17 protein-coding genes and 7 pseudogenes are annotated in these 26,719 nt (G+C 59.4%); 11 read left to right on the forward strand and 13 right to left on the reverse strand.

The genetic code is table 11. The features are described 5' to 3' along the window. Positions 1 to 103 precede the first annotated feature (103 nt). Positions 104 to 532 carry an ATP-binding protein gene (locus OVA00_RS40015; RefSeq protein WP_442780479.1) on the forward strand — a complete coding sequence of 143 codons (429 nt, stop codon included), beginning with the start codon at positions 104 to 106 and terminating at the stop codon, positions 530 to 532. Here OVA00_RS40015 and OVA00_RS10095 read toward each other — a convergent pair. The 4 genes and pseudogenes from OVA00_RS10095 to OVA00_RS10110 form a co-directional block, all read right to left on the reverse strand. Then, entirely contained in the window at positions 465 to 668 is a 204-nt protein-coding gene (locus OVA00_RS10095; RefSeq protein ID WP_268088610.1) for a cold-shock protein, read from the reverse strand. The two genes, OVA00_RS40015 and OVA00_RS10095, sit on opposite strands and share 68 nt — an antisense overlap. A 384-nt stretch (positions 669 to 1,052) precedes the next feature. Beyond that, positions 1,053 to 1,725, reverse strand: a pseudogene (scpB, locus tag OVA00_RS10100) (SMC-Scp complex subunit ScpB). A 2-nt stretch (positions 1,726 to 1,727) separates the two neighbouring features. Next, positions 1,728 to 2,679, reverse strand: a pseudogene (locus tag OVA00_RS10105) (DUF1403 family protein). A 113-nt stretch (positions 2,680 to 2,792) separates the two neighbouring features. Next, positions 2,793 to 4,011, reverse strand: a pseudogene (locus OVA00_RS10110) (IS3-like element ISRm1 family transposase). A gap of 467 nt (positions 4,012 to 4,478) precedes the next feature. Between OVA00_RS10110 and OVA00_RS10115 the strand changes: the two are divergent. Continuing rightward, positions 4,479 to 4,907: a hypothetical protein gene (locus OVA00_RS10115; protein WP_268088763.1), complete on the forward strand. Its 429-nt coding sequence runs from the start codon at positions 4,479 to 4,481 to the stop codon at positions 4,905 to 4,907. Between the two features lie 14 nt (positions 4,908 to 4,921). Further along, entirely contained in the window at positions 4,922 to 5,704 is a 783-nt protein-coding gene (gene istB, locus OVA00_RS10120) for an IS21-like element helper ATPase IstB (RefSeq protein ID WP_268088764.1), read from the forward strand. Here istB and OVA00_RS10125 read toward each other — a convergent pair. The 4 genes from OVA00_RS10125 to OVA00_RS10140 all read right to left on the reverse strand — a co-directional run bounded on the left by OVA00_RS10125 (position 5,701) and on the right by OVA00_RS10140 (position 11,671). Continuing rightward, a protein-coding gene (locus OVA00_RS10125; RefSeq protein ID WP_442780480.1) for an IS3 family transposase occupies positions 5,701 to 6,833 on the reverse strand; the annotation gives its coding sequence in 2 pieces (ribosomal slippage) (positions 5,701 to 6,581 and positions 6,581 to 6,833; 1,134 coding nt in all). The two genes, istB and OVA00_RS10125, sit on opposite strands and share 4 nt — an antisense overlap. A gap of 571 nt (positions 6,834 to 7,404) precedes the next feature. Continuing rightward, the gene (locus tag OVA00_RS10130) at positions 7,405 to 8,592 is read right to left on the reverse strand and encodes an IS91 family transposase (protein ID WP_268088552.1); all 1,188 of its coding nucleotides are present in this window, start codon (positions 8,590 to 8,592) and stop codon (positions 7,405 to 7,407) included. Between the two features lie 4 nt (positions 8,593 to 8,596). Beyond that, a complete protein-coding gene (locus OVA00_RS10135; RefSeq protein ID WP_268088550.1) occupies positions 8,597 to 9,460 on the reverse strand; it encodes a tyrosine-type recombinase/integrase in 864 nt (287 codons plus the stop codon). Between the two features lie 459 nt (positions 9,461 to 9,919). Next, positions 9,920 to 11,671, reverse strand: a complete 1,752-nt coding sequence (locus OVA00_RS10140; RefSeq protein ID WP_268088766.1) for a hypothetical protein — start codon at positions 11,669 to 11,671, stop codon at positions 9,920 to 9,922. A 240-nt stretch (positions 11,672 to 11,911) separates the two neighbouring features. On the opposite strand from OVA00_RS10140, the gene OVA00_RS10145 reads away from it, so the two are divergent. Both OVA00_RS10145 and OVA00_RS10150 read left to right on the forward strand, forming a co-directional pair. Beyond that, complete coding sequence (locus tag OVA00_RS10145) at positions 11,912 to 12,835, forward strand: LysR family transcriptional regulator (RefSeq protein ID WP_268088767.1); 924 nt, start codon at positions 11,912 to 11,914, stop codon at positions 12,833 to 12,835. Between the two features lie 402 nt (positions 12,836 to 13,237). Beyond that, positions 13,238 to 13,918: pseudogene (locus OVA00_RS10150) on the forward strand (IS3 family transposase); the annotation flags it as partial. Positions 13,919 to 13,956: 38 nt separating this feature from the next. On the opposite strand, the gene OVA00_RS10155 reads toward OVA00_RS10150, so the two are convergent. After that, on the reverse strand, positions 13,957 to 15,159 hold the full coding sequence (locus OVA00_RS10155; protein ID WP_268088633.1) for an IS256 family transposase: 1,203 nt from the start codon (positions 15,157 to 15,159) through the stop codon (positions 13,957 to 13,959). Positions 15,160 to 15,222: 63 nt separating this feature from the next. Here OVA00_RS10155 and OVA00_RS10160 point away from each other — a divergent pair. From OVA00_RS10160 to OVA00_RS10175, 4 genes and pseudogenes are all read left to right on the forward strand, one after another. After that, a pseudogene (locus OVA00_RS10160) lies at positions 15,223 to 15,642 on the forward strand (IS66 family transposase); the annotation flags it as partial. A 625-nt stretch (positions 15,643 to 16,267) separates the two neighbouring features. Further along, entirely contained in the window at positions 16,268 to 16,594 is a 327-nt protein-coding gene (locus OVA00_RS10165) for a hypothetical protein (protein WP_268088768.1), read from the forward strand. Positions 16,595 to 16,667: 73 nt separating this feature from the next. Further along, positions 16,668 to 16,955 (forward strand): hypothetical protein, encoded by a 288-nt coding sequence (locus OVA00_RS10170; RefSeq protein WP_268088769.1) that lies wholly within the window; start codon positions 16,668 to 16,670, stop codon positions 16,953 to 16,955. Positions 16,956 to 17,296: 341 nt separating this feature from the next. Further along, positions 17,297 to 18,523 (forward strand): IS110 family transposase, encoded by a 1,227-nt coding sequence (locus OVA00_RS10175; RefSeq protein WP_442780486.1) that lies wholly within the window; start codon positions 17,297 to 17,299, stop codon positions 18,521 to 18,523. A 392-nt stretch (positions 18,524 to 18,915) separates the two neighbouring features. On the opposite strand, the gene OVA00_RS10180 is transcribed toward OVA00_RS10175, so the two are convergent. The 3 genes from OVA00_RS10180 to OVA00_RS10190 all read right to left on the reverse strand — a co-directional run bounded on the left by OVA00_RS10180 (position 18,916) and on the right by OVA00_RS10190 (position 23,181). After that, positions 18,916 to 20,103 (reverse strand): IS91 family transposase, encoded by a 1,188-nt coding sequence (locus OVA00_RS10180; RefSeq protein WP_268088771.1) that lies wholly within the window; start codon positions 20,101 to 20,103, stop codon positions 18,916 to 18,918. A 4-nt stretch (positions 20,104 to 20,107) separates the two neighbouring features. After that, on the reverse strand, positions 20,108 to 20,971 hold the full coding sequence (locus OVA00_RS10185; protein WP_268088772.1) for a tyrosine-type recombinase/integrase: 864 nt from the start codon (positions 20,969 to 20,971) through the stop codon (positions 20,108 to 20,110). A gap of 458 nt (positions 20,972 to 21,429) precedes the next feature. Next, positions 21,430 to 23,181, reverse strand: coding sequence for a hypothetical protein (locus OVA00_RS10190; RefSeq protein ID WP_268088766.1), 1,752 nt, complete (start codon positions 23,179 to 23,181; stop codon positions 21,430 to 21,432). 240 nt (positions 23,182 to 23,421) lie between these two features. Here OVA00_RS10190 and OVA00_RS10195 point away from each other — a divergent pair, with 240 nt between their 5' ends. Both OVA00_RS10195 and OVA00_RS10200 read left to right on the forward strand, forming a co-directional pair. Further along, on the forward strand, positions 23,422 to 24,345 hold the full coding sequence (locus tag OVA00_RS10195) for a LysR family transcriptional regulator (protein WP_268088773.1): 924 nt from the start codon (positions 23,422 to 23,424) through the stop codon (positions 24,343 to 24,345). Positions 24,346 to 24,747: 402 nt separating this feature from the next. Next, positions 24,748 to 25,428: pseudogene (locus OVA00_RS10200) on the forward strand (IS3 family transposase); the annotation flags it as partial. Between the two features lie 38 nt (positions 25,429 to 25,466). Here OVA00_RS10200 and OVA00_RS10205 read toward each other — a convergent pair. Further along, positions 25,467 to 26,668, reverse strand: a pseudogene (locus tag OVA00_RS10205) (IS256 family transposase). Between the last annotated feature and the right edge of the window lie 51 nt (positions 26,669 to 26,719).

Consider the following 26,719-nt stretch of genomic DNA (forward strand, 5'->3'; position numbering starts at 1 on the left):
GAACCACTCGAAGCGGCCCTGATCTTCCCGCGCCATCCAATGTCATTGTGTCCACAGTCTCCGTTGTGGACACAGACTCCCTCACTGCCACGTCTATGAACAGGTGCGGGGAATTCCGCGCTTACGGCGAACTTGCGGCTTCCCACCTTCGCACGCCTTTGGTCTGAACTCACTCAACGGGCCGGCCGCACGGCTGTTGGCCACGCTTTGCGAATTGGAGATGGCCGAGCGCGTGCAACGGCGCATCCAGCGTCATCTCGCCGAGGCCCGGCTACCAGCCGGAAAAACCCTCGACAGCTTCGACTTCGAGATCACGCCCGAAAACCGTGCTGCCGTTGAATCAAGCCTGCTGCTAAACTTCGCTTGGCAGAACTGTGAGCGTGGAAAGGGGGCAGGCGACCCGGCGCAAACTGTGGGCGTCAGTGGAAGCCAGCCCGGGACCAGCGGGCCGACAAGGGGGGCCGTTAAAGCAGCAATACGTTTTCCGCCTTCGATTTTCCGGTCTTGCGGTCCTGGCCAAGTTCGAAACTGACCTTGTCGCCCTGACTGAGTGATCCTCCGCGTTGCAGCGCTGTTACGTGAACAAACACGTCGTGTCCACCATTCTCGGGGGCAATGAACCCGAACCCCTTCTCGTCATTGAAAAACTTGATCGTACCCGTCGCCATAAAGGTCCACTCCTTGGTTGGCTTCATAAGTGTTGCGAGAGCAACCTTAACGCGCAAAAACACCCTCATCAAGAGCAGCGCTGCGATCGCAAAAGCTTCGTTTAAGCGCTGCAGCAGCGACCCTTATCTGAGAGTTGAATTAAATTAGGTCGCCTGCGAGCGCGCATTTCGATTGATCGCGCAACAAGACACCGGGCCAATGATGCGGTGTGCGCCAGCGGCCTGTGGAACGAGGCAATCCCGTCGTCAACACATCCTTCTTTGCTGATAAGCTATTGGAACCGTACGTTTCTTTTTGTTCTCTTGGAACTATGTCGGAACTATTGGCCGGCGCATCCTTTTGAGGGCGCCGGTCTTTTTTTGGCGCGGCGATGGTTCGCGGTTTCAGTCGACATCGCCATCTGGACTTTGCGCTGCGAGCGCCTGCCGGCTAAGCAATCCCGCGTCCTCCAACCGCTCGAGGTCGGGCAAGTCGCGCAGTGTCTCCATGCCAAAGGCGGAAAGAAAGTGCTTCGTCGTCACGTAGGTATAGGGCGCCCCAGGCGTAGGGCTGCGCGGTCCGGAGCCGAGGAACCCGGCGTCGCGCAGGCTGGCAATCGTGTCGCGGCTGACTTCCTTACCGAAGACTTTCGACAGCTCGCCGCGCGTCACCGGCTGCAGATAGGCAATGACCATCAGCGCCGCCGCCTCCTGTTCAGACAGGCGAGCTACTCCTGAGCGGGTCGGCGCTTGAGACGCCCGGATCGCCGGTGCGTACGCCGAACGGCTTCGATGTTGCCAGCCGCCGGCAACAGTAACGATGCCATAGGGGGCGTGCGCGCAGTTCCTCACGCAGATCATCGATCAGCAAGTCGATGCCGCAGTCCTTGCCAACCACACGCGCCAAGGTCTCACGGGTGACGGGTTCGACTGAAGCGAAGATCACCGCCTCGACGCGCAGCATCCACTCGCGCCAGCGAAGCTCCGCCGGCAGATCCTCCAATTCCCGGTCAAACAGCTGTTCAGCTGCAGCGTTCACTTTCGCGTTCGAGACCCTCTTTACCGCCGCTGCGCTCATCGTCACAACCCATATATCCGGAAGGACGGCCGCCCCGACAGTTCGCGCACAGCACCTGCCGCTTCCAGCCGTTCAAACAGGCGCTTGCTCCCAGCGCGACAGGTCCGTTCCCGGCGCCGAGATCGGCACGGCATCTTCATCCAGCAGTTTACGGATGACCGGTTGGGCGCCCTTGGTGCGCACCTTCGACGCAGTCGCGACAGCCAAGTCCGCGCGCCGGGCAATCTCGCCGGCTGCGCGCAGCGCAGCGCCAGCGCTTTCAACCAGGGCGATGCACACGGCACGAGGGAAGGCGCTCTCGCCTGGCCGCACCCGCCCCCTGCCTCCAAGCGTACGGAAAGCCGGGCCATAGCGCTCGCCCATCAATAGCGGCGCGGGGACCGGCCAGTTCAGCATGGAGGCGACCAAACTATCGGCAAGCGCCCAGGCGAGCGGTTCGGCATCCGGACGGGCGGCATAGATGGCGCTCACCAGGTCCGCCGCGGCAAAGGGGACGGCGCGGCCGGACTGCGCAGCAGTGTCGGCATGATCGACGGCGGCCGCCAGATGGTCGTCCCAGACAAGCCCCAGCAGGTCAGCCAGTTCGGCGGCATTTTTCGAGGAGAAGCCGGGTTTGCGGCTGACCAGCCTTTTGTAGGCCAGAAACACCTTTCCGGCCGGCCCAGGATCGTGGCCGGGGGCAGTGAGCAAAAGCGCATCACGCAACGCGTGTTCGTCCTCGTTGCGCCCCATCAGCCGCACCGCCACGGCGGCAGATTTCAGCGCCTGGCGCGCCCGCCAACAGCCGGCCCATTGCGGGTCGGTCTTGACGAGATCGTCGAGTGATTTCAGGGCGATGCCAGCTGCAAAGGCGGCGTCTGGCTCGCTCAGTTCACGGCCGCGGGGCCGCGCCCAGCCCGGCAGTTGTAGGGACGGAAGGGACGGTGATGACGACTTGAGCGGGCGCGAATTCATGGTGTTCAGCTTATGCCGCGCGTGCACTTATAGCCATTAAATTCGCCGCAAAGCGCACAGCTTGTCGACTACCTATGATGTCCGTGGAGTTGCCCCCAAAAGACCGGACATGCTCAGGTTTGAGATTGCGAGCTGATGAACTCGCGCGGCGATTGATATCCTAAAGCACTGTGCGGGTGAAGATTGTTGTAGTGCTCGAACCAGAACGGCAGTTGCGCCATGACGGTTTCGGCGTCGGGGGTTGGATTCACCGAGACGTAATCGCGCTTGAAGGTTTTGACGAACGCCTCGGCCATGCCGTTCGACTGTGGGCTTCGCACCGGTGTCGTGCACGGTTCCATGCCGATCTCGCGCAGCAAGGATGCGGTGTCCCTGGCGATGAAGCAAGAGCCGTTGTCGGTGAGCCATTCGATGGGTTCGGACAGCATGTTGATGCGGCCGAAGCGGTTCTCGACAGCGGTGATCACGAGGTCCTGCACGTCTTCGCTCTTGATACCTTCGGTGGTGGCGACATGGGCGATTGCTTCACGGTCGCAGCAGTCGAGGGCGAAGGCGACACGGACCTTCTCCTTGTTGTCGCAGCCGATCTCGAAGCCGTCGGAGCACCATCTGATGTTCGAACGCTCGACGGCGACCCGGCCGTCGTGAAGGCGATCATCGACCGCTCCGGTATGACGCACCAGCAGCAGATTGTGCAGCTTCATCACCCGGTAGACCCGCTTGGCATTGGGCCACGAACGCCCCAGTTTCCGGGCATTCCGACGCAGGATGGCATGGACACGCCGATAGCCGTAGGTGGGCGTATCGGCGATGACGGCCTTGATGTCCTCCACCAGCTCGCGATCAGGTAGAGGCGGGCGTCCTCTGGCTCTGGAAGGGGAACCTGCGGCACGCGCAGCGATATTCGAGCGGGCGACACCTAGAGTTTCGCAGACGGTCTTCATTCCAAAATCCCCCTCGGAAGAGAGAGCGAGCGCAACAGATGTTTTTTTGGGCCACCGGCGATTTCGAGGGCTTCCTTCAGGATTTCGCTCTCCATAGTCTTCTTGCCCAACAGGCGTTGCAACTCCTTCACCTGGGCCTGAAGCGCCCGGTATTCGGAAGCCGGAACGACCTCCTCTTCGGCGCCGTCGCCGTCAGTGCCCCTTGGGACGCCAGCTTGCGCCAGGCGAACAACTGGTTCGGCTGGATGCCGTGCCGACGTGCGACGATGCTCACCGTCGCGTCCGCCTCATAGGTCTCATGGATGATCGCCAGCTTCTCTGCCGTGCTCCAGCGCCGCCGACGCTCCGGCCCGGAGAGAACTTCCATCTTAAAATTGCTGCTAGTCATATTACCAACATTACTCCTACCCACTTAGCTAAGTGGGGGAGCATGTCCGGGCCTTTCGGGGGCTAATTCAGTCCGATAATGTTGCCTTATCGGACATTTTGCGCTTTATGGAAGGAATGGCCCATGTCGGGTTTCCAGGTTCGGTGAATTCTCCGGGAAATCCAGGCTTTATGCCATTTCTGAATCAGGTTCGGTGGATTTCTCTGCCCTGATTGAGTGGACTGCCGTTGGAGCCGTTACGCTCCCCACATCCAGGAGTTTGTCCGCCACCAACACGCCCCTGACGATCAGCCCCCTTCCAAACCAGAACGGTAAAAGCGGCCACGCTCGTTACTCCAGCGTCACGATCCCATTCAACCCGTCAAAACGAAAAGCGGCCTCTAAGGCCGCTTTCCCATTCCCCAATCCTCGGCGCCATTTTTGCGCGCTTTCTCACAGCCGTTAACAACATCCGGGCGACAGCGCGGATGATCGAGGTCTTCCATCGCGGCAAACGTGTTGCGGTCCATCAGCGCCGCTATGGCGGGCCGCGCTATGGAACGGACCCGGCGCACATGCCGAGTTCCCACCGCCGCTATGCCGAGTGGACGCCGGAGCGCTTCCGGCGATGGGGCGCGTCGATCGGTCCGCAGACCGAAGGGCTGATCACCGCCATCCTCGCCAGCCGGCCGCATCCCGAGCAGGGCTTCAGAACATGCCTCGGCATCCTGCGCCTTTATCGCGACATCGGCCGCGAGCGCGCCGAGGCCGTTTCGGCGCGCGCCGTCGAGATCGGCGGCCTGACCTGCAAGACCATTGCCTCGCTCATCGCCGCCCACAAGGCCGCCAGACATTCCACCGAACCCGCCGCCGTCATGGAACACGCAAACCTGCGTGGACCCGGCTACTTCCATTGAGGAGACACCTGATAATGCTGACCAATCCCACCATCGACATGCTGCGCGAACTCGGCCTGACAGGCATGGCCAGTGCCTATCAGGAACTCGAGGCGCAACCGGAAGCCAGACACCTCGAGCATGGCGAATGGCTTGCACTGCTGCTCGAACGCGAGGCGACCACGCGCCGTCAGAAGCGCTTCGAGGCAAGGGCGCGCGCCGCGAGGCTCCGCCACGATGCCCAGATCGAGAACATCGACTTCCGCGCCGCCCGCGGCCTCGATCGCAATCTCTTCCTGAAGCTCGCCAACTGCGACTGGATCAGGCAACACCACAGCATCTTGCTGATCGGGCCCGCCGGCGTCGGCAAGAGCTGGCTCGCCTGCGCGCTCGGACACAAGGCCTGCCGCGAGGACTTCTCCGTCGCCTATCATCGCCTGCCCAGGCTGTTCGCCACCCTTGCGCTGGCGCGCGGCGACGGCCGTTATCCCAAGGTCCTCAAGGCGCTCGCCAGAACCGACCTGCTTGTCCTCGACGACTGGGGCCCGGAGAAGCTCAACGACGAGCAGCGGCGCGATCTCCTGGAGATCGTCGAGGACCGCTACGAGAAGCGATCGACCATCGTCACCAGCCAGGTGCCCGTCGATCACTGGTACGACATGATCGGCAATCCAACGATCGCTGATGCCATCCTCGACCGCCTTGTCCACAACGCCTACCGCATCGAACTGTCCGGCGAGAGCTTGCGAAAACAGAGGTGGCTCGGTTTGTTTGGACAGGTCTTCCCGGTTTTTAAGTGGAATCCTGCCTGTGGTTAAGCCGCTTCGGGCAGCGGTGTCGGGGTTAAGTAGGCCTCATCCGGAGTCTTGCCGTCAAGGCTCGAATGTGGCCGTCTCTGATTGTAGAAGTCGAGATACTTTCCGATCGATGTACGGGCCTGGCGGACGCTGTCGTAGGCCTTGAGGTAGACCTCTTCGTATTTCACCGACCGCCACAGCCGCTCGACGAAGACATTGTCCCGCCAGGCACCCTTGCCGTCCATGCTGATCTTGATCTTGTGGTCGAGCAGCACCTTTGTGAAGTCGTGGCTGGTGAACTGGCTGCCCTGATCCGAGTTGAAGATCTCGGGCTTGCCGTAGCAGGCCAGCGCTTCCTCGAGAGCCTCGACGCATGGCGCAGCGTCCATGGTGATCGACAACCGCCACGACAGAACCTTGCGCGTGAACCAATCGATGATGGCGATCAAATAGCAGAACCCGCGCGCCATCGGGATGTAGGTCAGATCCGTTGCCCAGACCTGGTTGGGCCGATCGACCTTCAGAGCGCGCAGCAAATAGGGATAGATCTTGTGCCCATCGCCGGGTGCTGACGTGCGCGGCTTGCGGTAAAGCGCCGCGATCCCCATGCGTTTCATCAGGGTCCGCACATGCAGTCGGCCGACGTCAACGCCTTCGCGCGTCAGAAGCTTCTGCAGCATCCGGCTGCCCGCGAACGGGTAGTCCAGATGCAGCTCGTCGATCCGACGCATCAGCGCAAGATCCGCCGGCGACGCCGGTTGTGGCAGGTAGTAGACGATGCTGCGACTGATCCCCAAAGCTCGGGCCTGGCGGGTGATGGACAGTTCGTGATCGCGGTCGATCATTTCTTTACGCTCCCCAACAGTCCCGCCTTGGTGAGCGCGCCGGATAAAAAATCGTTCTCCAGCGAAAGCTCCCCGATCTTGGCGTGCAGCGTCTTTACATCCACCGCAGGCTCCGACGGCTTTGATCCCGTGTCGAAGATCGCCGTCATGCCCGCAAGCGCCTGATCTCGCCACGTCGTGATCTGGTTGGCGTGAACGTCGTATTGTTGCGCAAGCTCCGATAACGTCTTCTCCCCCTGGATCGCAGCAAGGGCTACACGCGCCTTGAAGGCTGCGCTGTGGTTTCGGCGGGGTCGTCTGCTCAAGTGATTCTCCTGTTACGGCACTCTCGCCGCTCTCAGCCAGAAATTCCACTTAACGACCTGTCCAATTTTCCCGAGCCACCTCTAACAGCGCCAGGCACCATCCGCCGCTTGACCGCGCGACAATCACGCGCCATGCAAAACAACGACCCAGGGGAGCATCAACTGGCCGGCTTCAGAGCGGAATGGTGGCCGGAATGAATTCGGAATAGGTGGCCGGCTTCGTTTCGGAATCTGGAGGGTTATGTGAGGTCGCATCCGTCGTCGCGGCGAGCTCGAGCGACCTCACATAAGCCGGATTGAAGTAAGGCGCGGGTTGTTTGGCGCCGTTATGGGAATAGTAAAGCACGCCGCTTGATGACGATAGCGGATTCGTCGTGGACGGCAATCGCACCGCCGATTTTTGTGGTGATCTGGCGACCTTCGCGAGCAGCTTGCCGGACGATAGGAAGCGATTTTTGCGCTCTCAATGCACACTGTCGGTCTTTCGGTGTGGCCAGGGCCACGCGGTATCGCGCGCCGGCGCGGCGCTTGGTTTTGTGGGCATATGGGAGGGGGTGCGGATTGTCGGAGTTCATGATGTATCGCACCAGAAAGATGATGGCCGGGGCGGCGAAACAGGCGCAACAGTGATTCCTGTCCTACGCATGGGACGCCGGCAGTCAGGGCATTCGTGGGATTGCCCGGGCTGTGATTTGCCTGCCTGCGACCGCTCCCCTGCTGATGATGGTTGATCGAGGATCTGCCTGCAGAGGCCGATACGATCCCGTCGGTGGCTATTGGCGAGAAAGCCGAAGTGGCGCATGCGGTGGAAGCCGTCCGGGAGCACGTGTAGAAGAAAACGCCGGATGAACTCGTGCGGGTCAAGGCGCATGATCTTCTCGCGGTCGCGACCCTTGCCACGGTAATCCTTCCATCGGAAGGCAACGTGGTCATCATCGACCTCGACGATGCGGCTGTTGGCGATGGCAACACGATGGGTGTAGCGGCCGAGATAGGCGAGCACCTGGTCGGGGCCGCCGAACGGTGGCTTCGAATAGACGACCCATTCGACGCGGCGCGCACGCGCGAGATGGCGGGTGAACGCCTCGTCATCGTTGAGATGGCTGAGTTCGTTGGAGAAGCGGAGTTCACCGTGAGCGAAGGCTCTAGCAAGGGCCGTCAGAAAGAGCCGCCGAAACAGCCGCGACAGTACGCGCACGGGCAGAAAGAAGCCCGGCCGGCATGCCACCCACCTAGCTCTGTCGGGCGAGAGACCGCCGCCGGGCACGACGCAATGAACATGGGGATGATGGGTCATGGCCTGGCCCCAGGTGTGAAGCACGGCGACGATGCCGATCTCGGCGCCCAGCCGCTTGGGATCGGCGGCAACGGTCTGCAGCGTCTGGGCCACGATGCGCATCAGCAATGCATAGACGACCGCCTTGTTGTGGAAAGCGATCTCGGCGATGCCCGGTGGGAGCGTGAAGACCACATGAAAGTACGGGACCGGCAACAGATCGGCGACGCGTGCAGCGACCCACTCCTTGCGGGCCGCGCCTTCGCACTTCGGGCAATGGCGATTGCGGCAGGAATTATAGGAGATGCGGGTCCTGCCGCAATCGTCGCAGGCATCGACGTGACCGCCGAGCCTCGGCGTCCGGCAGGCTTCGATCGCGCCCATGACGCGTCGTTTGCCGCGGCCAAGATGACCGGCGTTCTCACGTCTGTAGGAGCTCCCATGTCGCCGAAAGATGTCGGCGACTTCGAAGGTGGGACGCAACCGATCACGATTCCGGCGGTGTCACCTCCAGTCGTAACCGATCGAGCGGACTGGCCGTCGACCGGATCGTGTCGGTAGAGACCTGCGTATAGCGCGCTGTCGTGGAGAGGTGGGCGTGACCGAGCAGGACCTGGATGATGCGGATATCGGTCCCGTTCTCGAGCAGGTGAGTGGCAAAGGAATGCCGCAACGTATGGACGGTGACGTGCTTGGAAAGACCCGCCGCCGCAACCGCCGAACGGCAGGCGGAATGCAGCACCGACGGCGCGATCGGCTTGTCTGGATCGCGCCCAGGAAACACAATGTCCTTGGGCCGCGCCAACCGCCAATAGCTGCGCAGGATCCCGAGCAGTTCCGGCGACAGCATGACGTAGCGGGCTTTGCCGCCTTTGCCACGCGTGATGTGGATCACCATCCTTGAGCTGTCGATATCGTTGGCGCGAAGACCACAGACCTCCGAAACCCTCAGGCCGGCGGCATAAGCCGTTGTCAGAGCCACCCGCGCCTTCAAGCTGGAGACGGCTTGCAGAAAGTCGACCACCTCGTCGCTCGAAAGAACAACCGGCAACTGGCGTGGCTCGCGCGCATACGGAATATGCTCCGGGATCGTATTCTGGCCGAGCGTCACGCCATAGAGGAACCGGAGGGCGCAGACGATCTGGTTCAATCCGGACCAGGAGATGCCCGTCGACACAAGGTGAACCTGGAAGGCGTGGACCTCGTCCAGGCCGAGCCGAGCCGGTGATCGGCCGAAATGGCGGCTAAACTTTGCGACTGCATAAAGATAGGATTGCTGCGTGGCCGGAGAAAGATTGCGGACCGTCATGTCCTCGATCATCCGGCGACGCAGAGGGCTCATCTCGGCCATCTGGATCTCCTGTCTGAAGGGTGGGTTTGCAACACCCAAATCCTCTCAGACAGGAGACATCTCTCAAAGAGGCCACCAATTGCCGCGACTAGCGGCTTAGTTCAATCAGCGGCCGACTTCACCGGAATACGCACCTTTCCGCCCGCGCGGCTCGTGAAAGAGCCTCGGTGCGCGCTGTTTTCGGCCGATTTTGAAGAGCACCGCGCGCCACTGCTGACGCTGCGGGCAGACTGTCACAACGTCTATCCCGATGAATACGGGCAGGGGCCTTTTCGCGTACTCGGATCGCACCTTTGGCCGAAAATGCGCCGGGAACGCGCAGTACGGGCGGCAGGTCTTGGTCGCTGTTGCAGCATACCGATTGTCGATTGCAGTCTGGCAAGTCGCGACAAGTGGAGCTTTTCCTCGGTATGATCTGGAAAAGAGCAATTCTGACGGCCGATATCGAGCGTAAGGCAATCATTGGGACGGAATTGTAAAACCGGCCTTTTTCAAGCCGTCGAGAAAGTGTGCCTGGTCAATTGCGCGGGGCATCCGAATTGCCACTTCCTGGCGAACGTTGTGAAGCAACTCCGGCACGTTCTTCTCAATCCAGGTCAACACAACACGCGCCTCGGTATCGTTACCAACCTGGCCGAGCGTCGCGGCCAGAATAAAATGGAATATGGGATCGTTCGGCAGGTTGCTTGCCCTGGCCCAGCGCTCCGCCGCAGGATAGTCCCGTCGCATGTAGGCGCAAAGCGCAAGCGCCTTTTGTAGTTGGGCCACGGGCCCGGTGTCGCGGTTCGTCACTTTAAGAAGAAGGCCGCAACCTTCATCCCATTGGCCCGACAGCGCAAGTCGATAGCCGTATTCCAGTATGAGCTCAGAGTCGTTTGTGTTGAGAGCATAAGCACGGGCGCCAACGCTTACGGCCGTTTCTATATCTCCTTGAAAAAACAATGCTAGCATACGCGCTTGCAAAGCGCGCGTGTTCTGAGGAGCTAGCTCGACGGCACGGCGAGAAGCTTCATCGGCACGATCCAGAGCGAACCTTGCGGATCCTGTCGTGGAAAAGCGGAAGCGAAATTCATCGACGTAGCTGAGTGCGAGGAGCGCCCAGCCGGTCGAGTAATCCGGAAATTGCGCCACGGAACTCTTTAAACACCGTTGAACGTTTGAGTGTTCCTTGGGGTTTGGGTTGGCGCTATATCCGTAGAATGCCAGAGTGCAAGCGTATGCGCCCCAATCGTCCGGTTGCGTGTGAGTAAAACGAGCCGCATCCGCCTGAAAAATAGCACCGTAAGGATGTGCTAGTGCTGCTGCTATTTCATCGGCAATTCGGACCTCAAGTTCAACGACGTCTTTTACGCGCAACGTCTCACCATAACTCCTGGCCCAAACGACGACGCCACCAATACTGTCAATCAAGCGCACCGTCAGGCGAAGGCTTTCGCCACCTATTCGTACCTCGCCCTGCAGGACGTAGCGGATCTTGCCCTCTCCATCTTCTTGCTCGGATCCAACGCTTGTTTCAATCTCCTTGAAGCTCGCCAATTGTCCAATAATCTCACTCGTCAGCCCTCGTGCGATCAATGTTGAACTGTCACTTGGGGGCAGTGCCTCAAACGGTTGGACGAGGAGCCTTGGTGTTGTTGGGGGCTGCGATTGCCTGGTGGGAGGCGTTCGATCCAGCATGAGGGCGAGTGAAATCGCTGCGCATGCGACAACGACGAATGCCAAGAGCCATCCGATTGCGGCTTTACTGCGCCGGGTCCGGCCGTTTGAAGGTGGCGCCCTGTGGTCCGATGGCTCGGACATATGTGGGGCATCGTTGATATCGATAATGTGACTGTTCTTGGAGAAGCTCGGACAGTAGCTGCCTCTCGGTATTGTGAGGATGACGGGATCGTTCTGACCAGCAAGAAGATAGTATCGTTCCAAGGACTTGCGTATCTTGGCTGCTTCGATGCGGACAATCGGGTCTGTCTGTGGCTCAAACGTTGCGTCGCGTCCGAAAACCTCGGTTGCAATCGAGTAAGCTTTGATCCTCTGGGCGCGACCGGCCAAGGTCTCTTCAACCACGTAGGTCAGGAATCGGCGCCCACGCTCCGGAACGTCAAACTCTTTGCTGCTTGTGATGCGATTGAGCTGCGCACGAATGGCGGCTGCATCGATTGTCTCGACCGCTTTGTCTCCGCCAGAGGATACGCTGACGTTCAACTGTTCCAACTTGCGCACGTCAATCCTCCAATTGCCACGTAACTTACGTTTCCACATTCTAAAAGACAAACTTATATGCAAGTCAGCCCCTAAAAAAATAGGGTGAAGAGGCGAGTTCCCACACGTGTTAGATGCGGCCTGCGAGAGACGGACGCGCAAGATCGTTGGGCTTATTCTTGGGTTAAAAAATAGACCCCAAGAACAAGTCCATAACCGCTCCCGCAACTGATCGCCGCGACTGGAGGATCAATGAGCAAGTTTCTAGATTCACACCGTTTATCTTTGGGCACAATCCGCTGCGTGCAAGAGGTTTTGACACACCGGAGTGTGTCAATTGCGGCCGAACATTTGGGGATCAGCCAGCCGGCGGTTTCCCAGCAAATTGCCCGATTCGAAAAGCTGTCCGGCATCTCCGTTGCCTCGCGCAATGGCAACACCCTGACGGTCCGCTCCGATGCGGTCGCTAGTCTGATTGCTACAATCGTCGAGGCGGAGAACACGCTGCGCGGGATCGCCCGTGGAGAGAAGAGATCGAAGCCGCGGCTTGGTATCAGTGACGGCCTCGCCGCCCATTATTGCCGCACCCCTGACGGTTATCTTGAGCTTGGGCGGGAATTCGAAATTCATATCGGTCGGCCGGCGGCGCTCGCAGAAATGTTTACGCGCGGCGAGCTCGATGCGGCGGCGCGCCCTCTGTTTCACTATGAGAGCGCTCCGGATCTTGTGATCGACTTGCCCCTGGTTTTCGTGGGTTGCGCTCCCTGGAGCAACGCCAGCAGGGGTGATGAACCGATCCCGGTAATCCTTGAAACCAGTCAGTCCCCCTACACCTACTATGCGAAGCGATTGCTTGATGAAGCTGGCATTGCCCACAATATCGTCGCACGGGTTGACGATTACCTGGTCCGCTCGCATTTTGTTGCCAAGGGTGAAGTGTGCACTCCAATCCCCCAATATCTGTTGAGGTCACTACCGTGCAAAGCTGCTCTCGTGCCAAGCCTGCCGAGCACCGCTTTGTTTCGCTTCGGCCTCTTTCACAACAGGGAAGCGCTATCCTTCAAAGCCGCAAGCGTCCTCTTCGACAAATTGAACGCGATCGTTAATCGCGAAGACGATGGGCGTGTGGATGCAACGGCTTTGCGCGCAGGTAAATCGCTGAACCTGGTCGCATAGAACATAGGCTCTCGCATTCTTAAATTTCTATTTGAAGATCGGCGCGAGCAAATCCGGAGATGCCCGCCCGTTTGGCCCAGAGATCCAACCGGTCGGCTCCGTTGCATCCTTGGCCATGGCGAGGATCGCTATGGCGGAGAAGCCGAGCTCTTCAGTCGTGCAAGCCGCTTGCGCCACTGGGTTCGGGTAAACGACACCTTTGTCGGGTGAAAGGTACGAGCGCAAGCAAAGAGATGTTGATTGTGTATCGTACCCCGTTGTGAACCGTGTTCTGTCAAAACGGCTTCGAACTCCTCACTTCGCTCTTTTTCGAAGGTATAGAGGTGGCTCGGGAAAATTGGACAGGTCGTTAAGTGGAATTTCTGGCTGAGAGCGGCGAGAGTGCCGTAACAGGAGAATCACTTGAGCAGACGACCCCGCCGAAACCACAGCGCAGCCTTCAAGGCGCGTGTAGCCCTTGCTGCGATCCAGGGGGAGAAGACGTTATCGGAGCTTGCGCAACAATACGACGTTCACGCCAACCAGATCACGACGTGGCGAGATCAGGCGCTTGCGGGCATGACGGCGATCTTCGACACGGGATCAAAGCCGTCGGAGCCTGCGGTGGATGTAAAGACGCTGCACGCCAAGATCGGGGAGCTTTCGCTGGAGAACGATTTTTTATCCGGCGCGCTCACCAAGGCGGGACTGTTGGGGAGCGTAAAGAAATGATCGACCGCGATCACGAACTGTCCATCACCCGCCAGGCCCGAGCTTTGGGGATCAGTCGCAGCATCGTCTACTACATGCCACAACCGGCGTCGCCGGCGGATCTTGCGCTGATGCGTCGGATCGACGAGCTGCATCTGGACTACCCGTTCGCGGGCAGCCGGATGCTGCAGAAGCTTCTGACGCGCGAAGGCGTTTGACGTCGGCCGACTGCATGTGCGGACCCTGATGAAACGCATGGGGATCGCGGCGCTTTACCGCAAGCCGCGCACGTCAGCACCCGGCGATGGGCACAAGATCTATCCCTATTTGCTGCGCGCTCTGAAGGTCGATCGGCCCAACCAGGTCTGGGCAACGGATCTGACCTACATCCCGAGGGAGTGTCAGGAATTCTGTGCGGTGGGCCGGTTTCATCAGTTGAAGAACCGCTCGCCGAAGATGACGGCGAACTGTGTCTTTGCCTCGATCCACTCCCTCGGCGCGCGCTTCCACTGCTCGGCCGCATTGTTGAGGACCAGATATAACAGCTTCATCGCGGCTTCGTCACCCGGGAAATGGCCGCGCGAGCGCACTGCCCGACGAAGTTTCGAGTTCAACGCCTCGATGGCGTTCGTCGTGTAGATGATGCGGCGGACGCCCTCTGGGAAGGCGAAGAAGGGAACAACGTGTTCCCAATTGCGCCGCCAGCTTTGAGAGATGGCAGGGTATTTCTGGCCCCAATACCCTTCCTCGAAAGCCTCCAGCGCCTTCATTCCAGCCTCGGCATCTCGAGCACGATAGATGGCTCTCAACGCCGGTACGACGGGTTTGCGATCCTTGTAGGACACGAACTCCAGAGAATGCCGGATCAGGTGGACGATGCAGGTCTGGACGATCGTCTGAGGGAAGACGGCCGTAATGGCTTCGGGAAAGCCCTTCAGGCCATCGACCACGGCGATCAGGATGTCCTGGCAGCCACGGCTTTTCAGCTCATTCATCACGCGCAACCAGAACTTTGCCCCTTCGGTCTGCTCGATCCAGAGCCCGAGGATTTCCTTTGTGCCGTCCGCCAGAACTGCGAGCGCGACATAAACGGCCTTGTTGCGAACGAAGCCTTCGTCCCGGATCTTGACCCGGATGGCATCGAAGAACACGAGGGGATAGCACAGCTCGAGCGGGCGGTTTTGCCACTCGCCAACGGCCTCCAGAACCTGGTCGGTCACCGCCGAGATCAGGTCCGGCGACACGTCGATACCGTAGATTTCTTCGAGGTGGCCCTGGATTTCCCGCACCGTCATGCCGCGCGCGTACATGGAAATGATCTTATCATCGAAATCGGGAAAGCGGCGCTGATATTTGGCGATCAGCTGCGGGTCGAACGTACCGGCCCGGTCGCGCGGGATGGTCAACGTCATCTTCGAGGTACCGGTCAGCACCGTCTTTTTCGAAGATCCATTCCGCCGATTGCCCGACGGTCCTTCGCTGCGATCGACGGCGAGATGTTCATCAAGCTCGGCGTTGAGAATACGCTCCGACAGTGCCTTCTTCAGGTCATCCAGCAAGCCGTCCTTGCCGAAAACATCGGATGGATCACGACCAGCAAGAAGTTGGTCCAGAAGTTCTTTTTCGATAGCCATGTGATGATTCGCTCCTTTTCATCATCATGGCCCACCGCACAGAATTCCTGACACTCTCACTACATGCGCCGCTTTCGCCAGAAACACAGCGTCCCGGTCCTGAACGCCCTCAAGGCGTGGCTCGACGCGATCGCTCCAAAAGTCGTGCCCGACACCAAGCTTGGCGACGCCGTCTCCTATACGCGCAATCAATGGGAATATCTGACCCGCTATACCGACGACGGTAGGATGCCGATTGATAACAATTTACTCGAGCGCGACATTAGAATTTTTGCCACCGGCCGAAAATCGTGGTTGTTCAGCGACACCGTCGATGGAGCCAAGGCCAGCGCCGTCACCTACAGCCTGATGTTGACCTGTCGCGCCTGTGGCGTCGAACCATTCGCGTGGTTGCGGCACGTTCTCACCGAACTGCCGCAGCGTCCCGACAACGCCGACATCGACGACCTGCTACCATTCAACTTCAAAAGGCAGCCTGCCTGACCGCCGGCTCAAGCCGCCTAATCTAATAGCGCGCACCGAAATGAGCGCTTACAGTTGATCAACGCATCGGGCCACCTTTTTTTTGGCACCGCGCGGTCGGCGGCGACCCAGACTGCCAGCCGGGCGATCGGCGATGTGAGGCCTTGTCGCCACAAGCTAAGCCATCGCCAACGGCCCGTTTCTTTGGATTTTTTTTGCCCTTCTCGATCCCCTTGACTGCGGCGGCGTCACAATCCACCTCACAACGATGCGATCTGTTGAGAGGTTAAACTTCCACTTGGTAATATAATTCCAAGTCCCGTTGCGTTCAGGACCCCCCGCAACGCAACGCGTCGCCGGTGAAAATTCGGAAGCCCGGTCGTGAAGATTCAATTGCGACCCGTCAAGCCATTTCAAAAGACTATAAGACTATTTTGCATTTTATCTGTAGGTTTTAATTTAGATGCAGGGCATGCAGTGCACTTGGCAAGGCCGAGGCAAGACTAACGACCTGGGCGACCGCTTGTGTAGGCGGGAGCGATCATGGTCGCGGTCTTAGGCGTGTACTCTCATCGGCACCAACGCCGTGTGTGGCGTAGATAGACGGCTTTGGCCGTTCGATAGAAAACCGTGAAAGGATAAGTATATGATTCCAGGACTTCTTGCCGCCATTCCGGCCGCTGCCAGTGTGCTTGAGGGCGTCGCCTCTGCAGTTTCCGCTGTTTCGGGTAATTCCGGAAGCTCCGGCATGGACGAGCTGCAGGCTCAGCAAGACCGCCATTTGAAAGAGCAGCGAGAGCTCACCATGGCAAACAACGAGCGTGAGCATCAGCGCCAGATGGAAAGCATGAAAATGGCTTCCGATCGTGCAATCCGGAACATCGATTCAAAGGATGCGACCGATGCGCAGGCAAACTCTGAGGCGGCCCTGAAGGCCACCGCGGATAAGCTCAGCGGCTCTTCGTCGTACTAAGGTTACCGCGACGCATAGCGCCCAATAAAAAGCGCGATGCGTCGTGTCGTTATAGCTATTTGGAGTATTTGGAATGATAGGTGGATTGTCCGGCTTTAACGCGATGACGGCCTTGACCCCGGGTGTTGAGACGAGCCCAGTACAACAAAACGCCCAGGCATATGCTGGTCAGCAACATCGTCAGCGGCAAAGCGTTGAGCGTGCTACTCAAGAGAACATGCACAAGGTTGCGATGCGCCAAATTGAGCAGATGGCTCAAAAGGCTGAAAGTGCGATCGCCAACAATGAGATCCAGCGCGGGCTTGACGAACTGAAGTCGAAGTTCAGCCTCCTTGCTCAACTTCCGAATAATCTGGGCTGACTTCGCGGCATTGTTCGCCCCCCCTGTACCCTTCTCACGCGGTTCTTGGGATGCTCGCCTTGTGTGGCGACGTGAAGCGTAGCGGAACTTCCCTGCACCATGGGCGACGGCCCGAATTGGCGTAGCCTTCCCGAACCGAGCCGATTCGTCGGGAGCGACCCACCGCCCCCTGTGCTTCGAGCACCTGGGGGGGACACGTGCCCCGTCGGATTGGCCGTGATCGATGCCCCGTGGGGAGTTCGCGCCGGACCTGTGCCTTTTCCGAGCGCCAGTACAGGGATCGGCGAAGATCGCGGTGGCTCGTAGGCTCAAACGGGGAGTAGGCATGACTGATCAAAGATATTGCTGGCGTCGACTGGGCGTCGGAGAGCCATCATGTGTTCCTCACGGACGGGGATGGCCGGAAAATCGGCGAAAGGGTCTTCAGGCACGGTGGCGAAGGGCTCGCCGAGATGACGGCCTGGCTGATGGCGGCGAGCGGCGCGGTTGAGGGGGATGAAATCCAGGTCGCAATCGAGGTGCCGTACGGCCCCGTGGTCGAGACGCTGATGGAGCGCGGCTTCAAGGCGCACGCCATCAACCCGAAACAAATGGATCGGTTCCGCGACCGGTTCACCCTGGCCGGTGCCAAGGACGACAGCCGCGATGCCGAAGTGATGGCCTCCGCCCTGCGCACCGATCCGCGTTGCTTCCGGCTGCTTGCTGTCGCCGACCCCGTCGTCGTTGAATTGCGCGAGTGGTCGCGCATCGCCGAAGACCTCAGTGACGAGCGCAACCGGTTGACGAACCGCATGCGCGAGCAGCTCTGGCGCTACTTCCCCGCACTGCTGGAGCTCGAAAGCGACCTGGGGGCAGAGTGGTTGCTCGATCTCTGGGAGACCGCGCCGACACCGGATAAAGCCGCGCGCATCCGCGAGGTGACGATCGCCAAGCTTCTCAAGCGCCATCGCATCCGCCGGTTCAGCGCCGCCCGTGTGCTCGATGTGTTGCGCCAGCCGCCGCTCAAAGTCGCCGCCGGAACGACCGAATCCGCCAGCGCCCACGTCACCACGCTCATTGCCCGCATCCGCCTGGTCAACCGGCAGCTCACACAAGCGCATCATCGGCTCGATGGCCTGACCGCCAGCCTCGTTCCGGTCACGGAGGCCGAGCCGGGGCAGCGGAAGCATGACGTGGAGATCCTTGCATCCTTGCCGGGAGTAGGAAGGATCGTCCTCGCCACGCTGCTCGCAGAAGCGTTCGATGCCCTGCAGCGGCGTGATTACGCCGCTTTGCGCAGCTTGACAGGAGTCGCGCCGGTCACCAAGCGCTCGGGCAAGAGCTGCATCGTCGTCAGAAGACAGGCTTGCCATGACCGACTGGCCAACGCCATGTACCATTGGGCGCGCGTCGCCGTTCAACACGACCTCAGAAGCCGATTGAAATACGCGGCCCTTCGAAGCCGAGGTCACAGCCACGGTCGAGCCCTGCGATCCGTCGCCGACCGCCTCCTTGCCGTCGCCAGCGCCATGCTCAAAACGGGCACCACCTTCGACCCCTCTCTGGCCGCTCAAAAATCCGCTTGTTAAACGGTGGGGAGTCCCCCCATATGCGCTAACTTAAGGGCTAGACGGCCTGAATCTGGAGGGTTATGTGAGGTCGCATCCGTCGTCGCGGCGAGCTCGAGCGACCTCACATAAGCCGGATTGAAGTAAGGCGCGGGTTGTTTGGCGCCGTTATGGGAATAGTAAAGCACGCCGCTTGATGACGATAGCGGATTCGTCGTGGACGGCAATCGCACCGCCGATTTTTGTGGTGATCTGGCGACCTTCGCGAGCAGCTTGCCGGACGATAGGAAGCGATTTTTGCGCTCTCAATGCACACTGTCGGTCTTTCGGTGTGGCCAGGGCCACGCGGTATCGCGCGCCGGCGCGGCGCTTGGTTTTGTGGGCATATGGGAGGGGGTGCGGATTGTCGGAGTTCATGATGTATCGCACCAGAAAGATGATGGCCGGGGCGGCGAAACAGGCGCAACAGTGATTCCTGTCCTACGCATGGGACGCCGGCAGTCAGGGCATTCGTGGGATTGCCCGGGCTGTGATTTGCCTGCCTGCGACCGCTCCCCTGCTGATGATGGTTGATCGAGGATCTGCCTGCAGAGGCCGATACGATCCCGTCGGTGGCTATTGGCGAGAAAGCCGAAGTGGCGCATGCGGTGGAAGCCGTCCGGGAGCACGTGTAGAAGAAAACGCCGGATGAACTCGTGCGGGTCAAGGCGCATGATCTTCTCGCGGTCGCGACCCTTGCCACGGTAATCCTTCCATCGGAAGGCAACGTGGTCATCATCGACCTCGACGATGCGGCTGTTGGCGATGGCAACACGATGGGTGTAGCGGCCGAGATAGGCGAGCACCTGGTCGGGGCCGCCGAACGGTGGCTTCGAATAGACGACCCATTCGACGCGGCGCGCACGCGCGAGATGGCGGGTGAACGCCTCGTCATCGTTGAGATGGCTGAGTTCGTTGGAGAAGCGGAGTTCACCGTGAGCGAAGGCTCTAGCAAGGGCCGTCAGAAAGAGCCGCCGAAACAGCCGCGACAGTACGCGCACGGGCAGAAAGAAGCCCGGCCGGCATGCCACCCACCTAGCTCTGTCGGGCGAGAGACCGCCGCCGGGCACGACGCAATGAACATGGGGATGATGGGTCATGGCCTGGCCCCAGGTGTGAAGCACGGCGACGATGCCGATCTCGGCGCCCAGCCGCTTGGGATCGGCGGCAACGGTCTGCAGCGTCTGGGCCACGATGCGCATCAGCAATGCATAGACGACCGCCTTGTTGTGGAAAGCGATCTCGGCGATGCCCGGTGGTAGCGTGAAGACCACATGAAAGTACGGGACCGGCAACAGATCGGCGACGCGTGCAGCGACCCACTCCTTGCGGGCCGCGCCTTCGCACTTCGGGCAATGGCGATTGCGGCAGGAATTATAGGAGATGCGGGTCCTGCCGCAATCGTCGCAGGCATCGACGTGACCGCCGAGCCTCGGCGTCCGCCAGGCTTCGATCGCGCCCATGACGCGTCGTTTGCCGCGGCCAAGATGACCGGCGTTCTCACGTCTGTAGGAGCTCCCATGTCGCCGAAAGATGTCGGCGACTTCGAAGGTGGGACGCAACCGATCACGATTCCGGCGGCGTCACCTCCAGTCGTAACCGATCGAGCGGACTGGCCATCGACCGGATCGTGTCGGTAGAGACCTGCGTATAGCGCGCTGTCGTGGAGAGGTGGGCGTGACCGAGCAGGACCTGGATGATGCGGATATCGGTCCCGTTCTCGAGCAGGTGAGTGGCAAAGGAATGCCGCAACGTATGGACGGTGACGTGCTTGGAAAGACCCGCCGCCGCAATCGCCGAACGGCAGGCGGAATGCAGCACCGACGGCGCGATCGGCTTGTCTGGATCGCGCCCAGGAAACACGATGTCCTTGGGCCGCGCCAACCGCCAATAGCTGCGCAGGATCCCGAGCAGTTCCGGCGACAGCATGACGTAGCGGGCTTTGCCGCCTTTGCCACGCGTGATGTGGATCACCATCCTTGAGCTGTCGATATCGTTGGCGCGAAGACCACAGACCTCCGAAACCCTCAGGCCGGCGGCATAAGCCGTTGTCAGAGCCACCCGCGCCTTCAAGCTGGAGACGGCTTGCAGAAAGTCGACCACCTCGTCGCTCGAAAGAACAACCGGCAACTGGCGTGGCTCGCGCGCATACGGAATATGCTCCGGGATCGTATTCTGGCCGAGCGTCACGCCATAGAGGAACCGGAGGGCGCAGACGATCTGGTTCAATCCGGACCAGGAGATGCCCGTCGACACAAGGTGAACCTGGAAGGCGTGGACCTCGTCCAGGCCGAGCCGAGCCGGTGATCGGCCGAAATGGCGGCTAAACTTTGCGACTGCATAAAGATAGGATTGCTGCGTGGCCGGAGAAAGATTGCGGACCGTCATGTCCTCGATCATCCGGCGACGCAGAGGGCTCATCTCGGCCATCTGGATCTCCTGTCTGAAGGGTGGGTTTGCAACACCCAAATCCTCTCAGACAGGAGACATCTCTCAAAGAGGCCACCAATTGCCGCGACTAGCGGCTTAGTTCAATCAGCGGCCGACTTCACCGGAATACGCACCTTTCCGCCCGCGCGGCTCGTGAAAGAGCCTCGGTGCGCGCTGTTTTCGGCCGATTTTGAAGAGCACCGCGCGCCACTGCTGACGCTGCGGGCAGACTGTCACAACGTCTATCCCGATGAATACGGGCAGGGGCCTTTTCGCGTACTCGGATCGCACCTTTGGCCGAAAATGCGCCGGGAACGCGCGGCCGGGCGGCAGGTCTTGGTCGCTGTTGCAGCATACCGATTGTCGATTGCAGTCTGGCAAGTCGCGACAAGTGGAGCTTTTCCTCGGTATGATCTGGAAAAGAGCAATTCTGACGGCCGATATCGAGCGTAAGGCAATCATTGGGACGGAATTGTAAAACCGGCCTTTTTCAAGCCGTCGAGAAAGTGTGCCTGGTCAATTGCGCGGGGCATCCGAATTGCCACTTCCTGGCGAACGTTGTGAAGCAACTCCGGCACGTTCTTCTCAATCCAGGTCAACACAACACGCGCCTCGGTATCGTTACCAACCTGGCCGAGCGTCGCGGCCAGAATAAAATGGAATATGGGATCGTTCGGCAGGTTGCTTGCCCTGGCCCAGCGCTCCGCCGCAGGATAGTCCCGTCGCATGTAGGCGCAAAGCGCAAGCGCCTTTTGTAGTTGGGCCACGGGCCCGGTGTCGCGGTTCGTCACTTTAAGAAGAAGGCCGCAACCTTCATCCCATTGGCCCGACAGCGCAAGTCGATAGCCGTATTCCAGTATGAGCTCAGAGTCGTTTGTGTTGAGAGCATAAGCACGGGCGCCAACGCTTACGGCCGTTTCTATATCTCCTTGAAAAAACAATGCTAGCATACGCGCTTGCAAAGCGCGCGTGTTCTGAGGAGCTAGCTCGACGGCACGGCGAGAAGCTTCATCGGCACGATCCAGAGCGAACCTTGCGGATCCTGTCGTGGAAAAGCGGAAGCGAAATTCATCGACGTAGCTGAGTGCGAGGAGCGCCCAGCCGGTCGAGTAATCCGGAAATTGCGCCACGGAACTCTTTAAACACCGTTGAACGTTTGAGTGTTCCTTGGGGTTTGGGTTGGCGCTATATCCGTAGAATGCCAGAGTGCAAGCGTATGCGCCCCAATCGTCCGGTTGCGTGTGAGTAAAACGAGCCGCATCCGCCTGAAAAATAGCACCGTAAGGATGTGCTAGTGCTGCTGCTATTTCATCGGCAATTCGGACCTCAAGTTCAACGACGTCTTTTACGCGCAACGTCTCACCATAACTCCTGGCCCAAACGACGACGCCACCAATACTGTCAATCAAGCGCACCGTCAGGCGAAGGCTTTCGCCACCTATTCGTACCTCGCCCTGCAGGACGTAGCGGATCTTGCCCTCTCCATCTTCTTGCTCGGATCCAACGCTTGTTTCAATCTCCTTGAAGCTCGCCAATTGTCCAATAATCTCACTCGTCAGCCCTCGTGCGATCAATGTTGAACTGTCACTTGGGGGCAGTGCCTCAAACGGTTGGACGAGGAGCCTTGGTGTTGTTGGGGGCTGCGATTGCCTGGTGGGAGGCGTTCGATCCAGCATGAGGGCGAGTGAAATCGCTGCGCATGCGACAACGACGAATGCCAAGAGCCATCCGATTGCGGCTTTACTGCGCCGGGTCCGGCCGTTTGAAGGTGGCGCCCTGTGGTCCGATGGCTCGGACATATGTGGGGCATCGTTGATATCGATAATGTGACTGTTCTTGGAGAAGCTCGGACAGTAGCTGCCTCTCGGTATTGTGAGGATGACGGGATCGTTCTGACCAGCAAGAAGATAGTATCGTTCCAAGGACTTGCGTATCTTGGCTGCTTCGATGCGGACAATCGGGTCTGTCTGTGGCTCAAACGTTGCGTCGCGTCCGAAAACCTCGGTTGCAATCGAGTAAGCTTTGATCCTCTGGGCGCGACCGGCCAAGGTCTCTTCAACCACGTAGGTCAGGAATCGGCGCCCACGCTCCGGAACGTCAAACTCTTTGCTGCTTGTGATGCGATTGAGCTGCGCACGAATGGCGGCTGCATCGATTGTCTCGACCGCTTTGTCTCCGCCAGAGGATACGCTGACGTTCAACTGTTCCAACTTGCGCACGTCAATCCTCCAATTGCCACGTAACTTACGTTTCCACATTCTAAAAGACAAACTTATATGCAAGTCAGCCCCTAAAAAAATAGGGTGAAGAGGCGAGTTCCCACACGTGTTAGATGCGGCCTGCGAGAGACGGACGCGCAAGATCGTTGGGCTTATTCTTGGGTTAAAAAATAGACCCCAAGAACAAGTCCATAACCGCTCCCGCAACTGATCGCCGCGACTGGAGGATCAATGAGCAAGTTTCTAGATTCACACCGTTTATCTTTGGGCACAATCCGCTGCGTGCAAGAGGTTTTGACACACCGGAGTGTGTCAATTGCGGCCGAACATTTGGGGATCAGCCAGCCGGCGGTTTCCCAGCAAATTGCCCGATTCGAAAAGCTGTCCGGCATCTCCGTTGCCTCGCGCAATGGCAACACCCTGACGGTCCGCTCCGATGCGGTCGCTAGTCTGATTGCTACAATCGTCGAGGCGGAGAACACGCTGCGCGGGATCGCCCGTGGAGAGAAGAGATCGAAGCCGCGGCTTGGTATCAGTGACGGCCTCGCCGCCCATTATTGCCGCACCCCTGACGGTTATCTTGAGCTTGGGCGGGAATTCGAAATTCATATCGGTCACCTGGCGGCGCTCGCAGAAATGTTTACGCGCGGCGAGCTCGATGCGGCGGCGCGCCCTCTGTTTCACTATGAGAGCGCTCCGGATCTTGTGATCGACTTGCCCCTGGTTTTCGTGGGTTGCGCTCCCTGGAGCAACGCCAGCAGGGGTGATGAACCGATCCCGGTAATCCTTGAAACCAGTCAGTCCCCCTACACCTACTATGCGAAGCGATTGCTTGATGAAGCTGGCATTGCCCACAATATCGTCGCACGGGTTGACGATTACCTGGTCCGCTCGCATTTTGTTGCCAAGGGTGAAGTGTGCACTCCAATCCCCCAATATCTGTTGAGGTCACTACCGTGCAAAGCTGCTCTCGTGCCAAGCCTGCCGAGCACCGCTTTGTTTCGCTTCGGCCTCTTTCACAACAGGGAAGCGCTATCCTTCAAAGCCGCAAGCGTCCTCTTCGACAAATTGAACGCGATCGTTAATCGCGAAGACGATGGGCGTGTGGATGCAACGGCTTTGCGCGCAGGTAAATCGCTGAACCTGGTCGCATAGAACATAGGCTCTCGCATTCTTAAATTTCTATTTGAAGATCGGCGCGAGCAAATCCGGAGATGCCCGCCCGTTTGGCCCAGAGATCCAACCGGTCGGCTCCGTTGCATCCTTGGCCATGGCGAGGATCGCTATGGCGGAGAAGCCGAGCTCTTCAGTCGTGCAAGCCGCTTGCGCCACTGGGTTCGGGTAAACGACACCTTTGTCGGGTGAAAGGTACGAGCGCAAGCAAAGAGATGTTGATTGTGTATCGTACCCCGTTGTGAACCGTGTTCTGTCAAAACGGCTTCGAACTCCTCACTTCGCTCTTTTTCGAAGGTATAGAGGTGGCTCGGGAAAATTGGACAGGTCGTTAAGTGGAATTTCTGGCTGAGAGCGGCGAGAGTGCCGTAACAGGAGAATCACTTGAGCAGACGACCCCGCCGAAACCACAGCGCAGCCTTCAAGGCGCGTGTAGCCCTTGCTGCGATCCAGGGGGAGAAGACGTTATCGGAGCTTGCGCAACAATACGACGTTCACGCCAACCAGATCACGACGTGGCGAGATCAGGCGCTTGCGGGCATGACGGCGATCTTCGACACGGGATCAAAGCCGTCGGAGCCTGCGGTGGATGTAAAGACGCTGCACGCCAAGATCGGGGAGCTTTCGCTGGAGAACGATTTTTTATCCGGCGCGCTCACCAAGGCGGGACTGTTGGGGAGCGTAAAGAAATGATCGACCGCGATCACGAACTGTCCATCACCCGCCAGGCCCGAGCTTTGGGGATCAGTCGCAGCATCGTCTACTACATGCCACAACCGGCGTCGCCGGCGGATCTTGCGCTGATGCGTCGGATCGACGAGCTGCATCTGGACTACCCGTTCGCGGGCAGCCGGATGCTGCAGAAGCTTCTGACGCGCGAAGGCGTTTGACGTCGGCCGACTGCATGTGCGGACCCTGATGAAACGCATGGGGATCGCGGCGCTTTACCGCAAGCCGCGCACGTCAGCACCCGGCGATGGGCACAAGATCTATCCCTATTTGCTGCGCGCTCTGAAGGTCGATCGGCCCAACCAGGTCTGGGCAACGGATCTGACCTACATCCCGAGGGAGTGTCAGGAATTCTGTGCGGTGGGCCGGTTTCATCAGTTGAAGAACCGCTCGCCGAAGATGACGGCGAACTGTGTCTTTGCCTCGATCCACTCCCTCGGCGCGCGCTTCCACTGCTCGGCCGCATTGTTGAGGACCAGATATAACAGCTTCATCGCGGCTTCGTCACCCGGGAAATGGCCGCGCGAGCGCACTGCCCGACGAAGTTTCGAGTTCAACGCCTCGATGGCGTTCGTCGTGTAGATGATGCGGCGGACGCCCTCTGGGAAGGCGAAGAAGGGAACAACGTGTTCCCAATTGCGCCGCCAGCTTTGAGAGATGGCAGGGTATTTCTGGCCCCAATACCCTTCCTCGAAAGCCTCCAGCGCCTTCATTCCAGCCTCGGCATCTCGAGCACGATAGATGGCTCTCAACGCCGGTACGACGGGTTTGCGATCCTTGTAGGACACGAACTCCAGAGAATGCCGGATCAGGTGGACGATGCAGGTCTGGACGATCGTCTGAGGGAAGACGCCGCAATGGCTTCGGGAAAGCCCTTCAGGCCATCGACCACGGCGATCAGGATGTCCTGGCAGCCACGGCTTTTCAGCTCATTCATCACGCGCAACCAGAACTTTGCCCCTTCGGTCTGCTCGATCCAGAGCCCGAGGATTTCCTTTGTGCCGTCCGCCAGAACTGCGAGCGCGACATAAACGGCCTTGTTGCGAACGAAGCCTTCGTCCCGGATCTTGACCCGGATGGCATCGAAGAACACGAGGGGATAGCACAGCTCGAGCGGGCGGTTTTGCCACTCGCCAACGGCCTCCAGAACCTGGTCGGTCACCGCCGAGATCAGGTCCGGCGACACGTCGATACCGTAGATTTCTTCGAGGTGGCCCTGGATTTCCCGCACCGTCATGCCGCGCGCGTACATGGAAATGATCTTATCATCGAAATCGGGAAAGCGGCGCTGATATTTGGCGATCAGCTGCGGGTCGAACGTACCGGCCCGGTCGCGCGGGATGGTCAACGTCATCTTCGAGGTACCGGTCAGCACCGTCTTTTTCGAAGATCCATTCCGCCGATTGCCCGACGGTCCTTCGCTGCGATCGACGGCGAGATGTTCATCAAGCTCGGCGTTGAGAATACGCTCCGACAGTGCCTTCTTCAGGTCATCCAGCAAGCCGTCCTTGCCGAAAACATCGGATGGATCACGACCAGCAAGAAGTTGGTCCAGAAGTTCTTTTTCGATAGCCATGTGATGATTCGCTCCTTTTCATCATCATGGCCCACCGCACAGAATTCCTGA

Origin of the sequence: Ensifer sp. SL37, assembly GCF_026672675.1 — a bacterium.
Taxonomy (GTDB): domain Bacteria; phylum Pseudomonadota; class Alphaproteobacteria; order Rhizobiales; family Rhizobiaceae; genus Ensifer; species Ensifer adhaerens.

Excerpts from the sequence above, each read along its gene's own strand:
- OVA00_RS10095 (WP_268088610.1), bottom strand. The coding sequence starts at position 668 with ATGGCGACGGGTACGATCAAGTTTTTCAATGACGAGAAGGGGTTCGGG.
- OVA00_RS10115 (WP_268088763.1), top strand. The coding sequence starts at position 4,479 with ATGATCGAGGTCTTCCATCGCGGCAAACGTGTTGCGGTCCATCAGCGC.
- istB (WP_268088764.1), top strand. The coding sequence starts at position 4,922 with ATGCTGACCAATCCCACCATCGACATGCTGCGCGAACTCGGCCTGACA.
- OVA00_RS10135 (WP_268088550.1), bottom strand. The coding sequence starts at position 9,460 with ATGGCCGAGATGAGCCCTCTGCGTCGCCGGATGATCGAGGACATGACG.
- OVA00_RS10145 (WP_268088767.1), top strand. The coding sequence starts at position 11,912 with ATGAGCAAGTTTCTAGATTCACACCGTTTATCTTTGGGCACAATCCGC.
- OVA00_RS10155 (WP_268088633.1), bottom strand. The coding sequence starts at position 15,159 with ATGGCTATCGAAAAAGAACTTCTGGACCAACTTCTTGCTGGTCGTGAT.
- OVA00_RS10165 (WP_268088768.1), top strand. The coding sequence starts at position 16,268 with ATGATTCCAGGACTTCTTGCCGCCATTCCGGCCGCTGCCAGTGTGCTT.
- OVA00_RS10170 (WP_268088769.1), top strand. The coding sequence starts at position 16,668 with ATGATAGGTGGATTGTCCGGCTTTAACGCGATGACGGCCTTGACCCCG.
- OVA00_RS10185 (WP_268088772.1), bottom strand. The coding sequence starts at position 20,971 with ATGGCCGAGATGAGCCCTCTGCGTCGCCGGATGATCGAGGACATGACG.
- OVA00_RS10195 (WP_268088773.1), top strand. The coding sequence starts at position 23,422 with ATGAGCAAGTTTCTAGATTCACACCGTTTATCTTTGGGCACAATCCGC.